The following is a 1,676-nucleotide window of genomic DNA, read 5'->3' on the forward strand; positions in this document are numbered from 1 at the left end:
CCTGAATAATTCATAGCTCTAAATTTAAGCTATTTTTTTGAACAAAGTGCCTATATTTAAATTAGGCAGATACATTTTTCCAAAATAATGTGTTTTCGAACAGGATATATACGGAAGAAGGCTATAATAAAAATTATTTGTCTATTTAAGGGCAGACTGACCCCTTGGAAAAATAGGTTAAAAATTTTTACGATAACTAGCCTAAATCCATTGCCTAGATCGCCGTAGGCGTTCAAAAACCTTATAAAATTCAGTTTGATACACATGATAACTCGACAGTTTGAGATAGACTTGTCTACCTGTTTTAACGAGTTTTCCGGCAACTTTAAGCAATGTCAATCGTATAGAATGAATCGTCATCCCCCGATTCACTTGTTCAAATCCAATGGTCTTTAAAAAATTGACGAGGTTGTAAGCCAGGACACTGATCATCATTCTGACATGATTTTCCAGGAAACGCGGACTATCTGTTTTGTCAAAATAAAAGCCTGATTTCGCTTCTTTGATGAAATTTTCCATTGTTCCACGCTTGCCGTAAAGAGAGAATATGACTTCAGGCGAGACATTATCGGATAGATTCGTCACAATGAATGCGTGGTGAAAAAGAAGCTCTCCTGCTTCACGGATTGATCGAATACAAACGCGACGGGGTTTTGACCAGGATTGTGCTTGATAAGGGAGTGAAAAATACTGTATTTCTCGGTCTTCCCATTTTTTATTATCCCCATAAAGAACAGAGTGTTCAGCTAACTGACTTAACCTCCGATTGCTCTTTAATCGGATAACGTACTGGCTTTCAGTTGCTTCACAAGATTCATACACCTCTGGTGTGGCGAAGCCGCTGTCACCCCGAACCAATATCTCGGTATGAGGTAACGTGCTCTTGTAGTGGTGTAACAGCGGGTCGATAAAGGCTTTTACCCCTTTAGACGTGTACTGATTGCCTGAACGCAGTTCAGCTTTTAGGAAATCTCCGGTCAATCCGTCAAATGCAACTAATGGGTGATAGCCGTAGGTTTGATAATGGGCATTATAATCTGTTTGTTCTTGGCGTCCAAAGGTATCCGAATGTGTGGAATCGACATCAATGATTAACTCGGTGTCATTGCGAATCAAACGCGCTTTATCAATCAGCGACTGATTTAATGCTTGGAGTTGATCCATGTTCTCCTCGGTGAAACGATCTAAAAACCGTGAGATTGACGATTGTGAGGCCAACTCTTTTTTACCGAGTACAGCTTGAAAGACTGGATCCTGTCTTAATAGATTAGCTGATGAGTCTGCCGAGTACCCAGCAATTAACTGCATAATGAGTTGTTCTAATATCGCTAAGTTATCATGTGTGAAGTAAACACGTTTGTCTTTAATATGGAGCCACTGTTTAGCTACGTGTGAAAAGTCGAAGGTATTCATCACCTCTTGAACTAAGACCAAACCCGAATCACTCGATAAGCGACCACCTGTATGTGAAATAGTCAAATTTGAATTGAATTTTACCTGGTTTTTGTGTAAGCTAGTCATGAGAAGAACTCCTTTCTTATGGTTGGTTTCGACACCTTTACCATATCAGAATGGGGTTCTTTTTGCATCACTTAACAGGTGAAAATGAAAAAGTAAATGAAGACTGCCGTTAGGCAGTTTCAGACGGTTTGAAGTCAAAGTATGAATTATTCAGG

Annotated in this window: 1 protein-coding gene; it reads right to left on the reverse strand. The window is 39.5% G+C overall.

The annotated features are described in order from the left end of the window. Nucleotides 1–201 precede the first annotated feature (201 nt). Entirely contained in the window at nt 202–1,521 is a 1,320-nt protein-coding gene (locus RU96_RS12520; RefSeq protein ID WP_010753805.1) for an IS1380 family transposase, read from the reverse strand. Nucleotides 1,522–1,676: the final 155 nt, after the last annotated feature.

The sequence above is a fragment of the Enterococcus canintestini genome, from assembly GCF_001885735.1.
GTDB lineage: Bacteria > Bacillota > Bacilli > Lactobacillales > Enterococcaceae > Enterococcus_C > Enterococcus_C canintestini.